The sequence below is a fragment of the Cryobacterium sp. 10I1 genome (genome assembly GCF_035019805.1).
Taxonomy (GTDB): domain Bacteria; phylum Actinomycetota; class Actinomycetes; order Actinomycetales; family Microbacteriaceae; genus Cryobacterium; species Cryobacterium glucosi.
The window spans coordinates 1-3,634 of sequence record NZ_JASJVF010000300.1; the positions used below are offsets into that span (position 1 = coordinate 1).

General features: G+C 69.1%; 5 protein-coding genes. 1 reads left to right on the top strand and 4 read right to left on the bottom strand.

The genetic code is table 11. The annotated features are described in order from the left end of the window. A partial coding sequence (locus QN345_RS16870; RefSeq protein WP_323508923.1) for an alpha/beta hydrolase occupies positions 1-856 on the bottom strand: 856 nt, incomplete at its 3' end. 81 nt (positions 857-937) lie between these two features. Here QN345_RS16870 and QN345_RS16875 point away from each other — a divergent pair. After that, positions 938-1,897 (top strand): AEC family transporter, encoded by a 960-nt coding sequence (locus QN345_RS16875; protein WP_322141086.1) that lies wholly within the window; start codon positions 938-940, stop codon positions 1,895-1,897. A 13-nt stretch (positions 1,898-1,910) separates the two neighbouring features. Here QN345_RS16875 and QN345_RS16880 read toward each other — a convergent pair whose 3' ends face one another. The 3 genes from QN345_RS16880 to QN345_RS16890 all read right to left on the bottom strand — a co-directional run. Then, positions 1,911-2,543: an antibiotic biosynthesis monooxygenase gene (locus tag QN345_RS16880; protein ID WP_322136807.1), complete on the bottom strand. Its 633-nt coding sequence runs from the start codon at positions 2,541-2,543 to the stop codon at positions 1,911-1,913. 40 nt (positions 2,544-2,583) lie between these two features. Then, positions 2,584-3,420 (bottom strand): exodeoxyribonuclease III, encoded by an 837-nt coding sequence (locus QN345_RS16885; RefSeq protein WP_322189111.1) that lies wholly within the window; start codon positions 3,418-3,420, stop codon positions 2,584-2,586. 9 nt (positions 3,421-3,429) lie between these two features. After that, positions 3,430-3,634: PTS sugar transporter subunit IIA (locus QN345_RS16890; RefSeq protein WP_323508924.1), on the bottom strand; the 205-nt coding region annotated here is incomplete at its 5' end.

Below are 3,634 nucleotides of genomic sequence, written 5' to 3' on the forward strand. Positions count from 1 at the left end.
GGCCGTAGAGCGCCGTCATCGCACCGAAGGACGCGTAGGCGGTCCAGTCGAGGCGCCCCCAGACCACGAGGAGCACCCGCTCGAACTCGTCAGGGAGTTCGACGCTCGGCAGATGCGCGGCGTCGCGGAAGGTGCAGCCGCTCGCGAAGGGCAGCGTCGACAGCAGGTACTCGTACTGGGCGAGCGCGGGCGTCACGTCGAACTCGCCGACCGTCACGAGCGCGGGAACCTCGATATCGATCACCCGGTTGCTCGCGGGCGGTTCGAGCGGGATCGGGATCGGGTTCTCCTCGGCGTGCACGACATTGACCCGGTTGAGCGCGTAGGCCGTCGACACGAACTCGGGATCGAGGGCCTTCTCGTCCCTGGTCGTGCCGATCGCCCACAGCGCGACCTCCAGCCGGGCGAGCCGGTGCCAGTCACGGGCGTCGAAGGCCTCGTCGAGTTCGTCGAACCGGGCGTCCTCGAGCTCGGTGAGCTCGACTTCGGGGAAACCGCTCGGGCCGGACCCGATCGTGACGAGCCCGGCGACCCTGTCCGGGCTCTCGAGGGCGATGTCGATCGCGATCGACCCTCCGCGCGAGCAGCCGACGAGGGTCGCGGACGCGATGCCGAGATGATCGAGCAGCGCGACGGCATCCGCCCGGTTGGAGAACGCGACGTTCTCGGTCGTGGTCTGCCCGAAGCCGCGCGCATCGAACCGCACCACGAAATGCCTGGCGGCGAGGGCTGCGACCTGGGGGTCCCACATGCGCAGGTTCGCGATGCCGGCGTGCAGCAGCAGGATCGCCGGCGACGACAGCGCACCTTCGGTCTCGTAGTACATCGACGCACCCGGAACGCTGAGATGAGGCATGCTTCGAGCGTACGGCTGTGGCGTGACCGCTGGCAAGACTCGCGCTCTCCTGCAGCAGAACTGTCCCCTAATCTGGGAGTAATGAGCGGCGTCCTGGTCGGGTTCTCCATCATCGGATTCGTGATCCTGGTGGGCTACCTCATCGAGCGTGCGGGGTTCGCTGGCCCGACGGCCGGGTTCGTGCTCAATCGGGTCGCCTTCTTCGTGGCGATGCCCGCGCTGATGTTCACCGTCCTGAGCCACACGGATGTCCGGGTGCTGTTCTCCTGGTTCCTCCTGACCACCCTGTGCACCGTCCTGGTCATCGTCGTGGTCTACCTCGCGGCCAGCCGGTTCCTCGTGCGCCGCAGGGCGATCGGTGGGAGCCGGCGCCGGGACCGCGTGGCGGAAACCGCGCTCGGCGTCGCGGGAGCCGGCTACGTCAACGCGAACAACATCGGCCTGCCCGTAGCGATCTACGTGCTCGGCAGTGCGCACTACGTCGCCCCGGTGCTCCTCCTGCAGCTGCTCGTCTTCGCGCCGATCCTGCTCGGCATCCTCGACGTCGCGACGAGCGGCCGGGTCTCGGTCCGGTCGATCCTGACCCAGCCGTTCCGGAACCCGCTGATCCTCGCCTCCCTGTCCGGTCTGATCGTGGCCGTATTCCGGATCCCGATCCCGGACGCCGTGTTCGCACCCCTCGACATCCTCGGAGGGGCCGGTGTCCCGATGGTCCTTCTCTCGTTCGGCATGTCACTGCGCGGCGACCGGATCCTGCGACCCGGCTCAGGGAGGAAGCAGGTCGCGCTCGCGGCGACGCTCAAGGTGGCCGTGATGCCGGTCGTTGCCTGGGCCTTCGGCCGATTCGTCTTCGGGCTCGGCCCCGCAGAGCTGTTCGCCGTCGTGACAGTCGCAGCCCTGCCGACCGCGCAGAACGTCTTCAACTATGCGGCCCGGTACGACCGCGGCATGGTCGTCGCCCGCGACACCGTGCTCGTGACGACGATCGCCGCCATCCCGGCGTTGCTCGTGATCGCGGCCCTGCTCGCGCCGGCCGCCTAGGCCTGCGGGTGGTCTAGACCTGTGGGCGGCGGTAGGCGGATGCCGGCGGCCGGGTCAGCCACGGGCGGAGCCACCGCGTGATCCACGGCATCACGAGCAGTGTCATCGTGGGCGCCATCACGAGGGTCGTCATCAGGATGCGGGGCACGATCGGGTAGCCGCCCCACTCGGGGATCGCGAGTGTGACGAGGAAGGTGAAGACCACGTTGGTCGGGAAGAAGCCGAGGCCGATCGCGACGGTCTGCTTCCACTGCGAGGGCTGGTAGATGCCCGAGTCCGCGCCCTCCTGCGGGGTGTCGAACCAGCCTTCGATGCCGGTGCGCTTCTGCACGCGGGCGTCGAGGATGTAGTCGACGCCCTGGGCGAGCCACTCGGCGCGCTCATCGGAGCCTTCCCAGGCATCCAGTGAATCGGAGTTGTCGAAACGGTAGAGCATGTGCCAACTGAGCGAGTCCGCGCTCGTGCGCACCCAGCCGGAGCCGAGGAAGCCGGGGAACGCGCTCGCGAGGTCCATGCCCTGCTGGGCCCAGTGGGTCGCCTCGGCTATCCGGGTGGGTTGCACCCGGCGCGTGATGGAGACGGTGACGGAATCGGACGGCCCGGCCGCCGCCGGATTGCCGTCGTTCCCCGGCGATACGGAAGACATGCTTCCAGTATCCCCGACGGTCGCGTCATCCGGCGAGGGGTCAGAAGATCATCGGGCGGTCGTCGTCCTCGTCGTCGAGGGTGAGGTCGACGACGACGGGCACGTGGTCGCTCGGTGCGTCGCCCTTGCGTTCGTTCCGGTGGATGCTCGCGGCGGTGACGAGGTCGGTGAACGCCGGTGAGCCGAGGATGAAGTCGATGCGGAGGCCCTCGTTGCGCGGGAACCGCAGTTGCTTGTAGTCCCAGTAGGTGAAGCCCTCCGGAACGAGGGTGCGCACGGGGTCGGTCAGCCCTGCGGCGGCGAAGGCCTCGAAGGCGGCCCGTTCCGGCGGTGAGATGTGCGTCGACACCCCGGGGACCAGCGTCGGGTCGCCGACGTCGGAGTCGAGGGGGGCCACGTTCCAGTCGCCCATCAGCGCGAGGGCGAGATCGGGGCGGGCGGCGAGTTCGGCGCGGGCGTGCTCGTCGAGCTTCGCGAGCCAGTCGAGCTTGTACGCGTAGTGCGGGTCGTCGAGCGCGCGCCCGTTCGGCACGTAGAGGCTCCAGAGCCGCAGGTCATTCACCGTGACCCCGAGCGCACGGGCCTCGAGCGGCAGCCCGGGGCCTTCCTGGCCTTTCAGGAAGCCGGGCATGCCGGGGAAGCTCGTTGCGACATCCGTCATAGGGTGCCTGCTCGCGAAGGCGACGCCGTTCCACTGGCTGAGGCCGTGGATGGCGAGCTCGTACCCGGCCTCTTCGAAGACGTCGGAGGGGAACTGCTCCGGCTTGCACTTGATCTCCTGCATGGCGAGCACGTCGATGTCCTCGCGCACGAGCCAGTCGACGACACGGGCGGAGCGGGCTCGGATGGAGTTGACGTTCCAGGTGGCGATGCGCATGCGCCCAGCCTATTTGACGGATGCCGGCTTCGGGCCGACCTGCGCGGCCAGCGCCGCGAGCACGTCCGCCGGGGTCGCTGCCGACTGCAGTGCGGCGCGGAAGGCGGGCTTCATCAGGGCGCGGGACAGCTGGGCGAGCACGGTGAGGTGCTCGGTTCCGGCCGCCGCCTCCGGAACGGCGATCAGGAAGATCAGCGTGGCCGGGGTGCCATCG

Excerpts from the sequence above, each read along its gene's own strand:
- QN345_RS16880 (WP_322136807.1), bottom strand. The coding sequence starts at position 2,543 with ATGTCTTCCGTATCGCCGGGGAACGACGGCAATCCGGCGGCGGCCGGG.
- QN345_RS16885 (WP_322189111.1), bottom strand. The coding sequence starts at position 3,420 with ATGCGCATCGCCACCTGGAACGTCAACTCCATCCGAGCCCGCTCCGCC.
- QN345_RS16875 (WP_322141086.1), top strand. The coding sequence starts at position 938 with ATGAGCGGCGTCCTGGTCGGGTTCTCCATCATCGGATTCGTGATCCTG.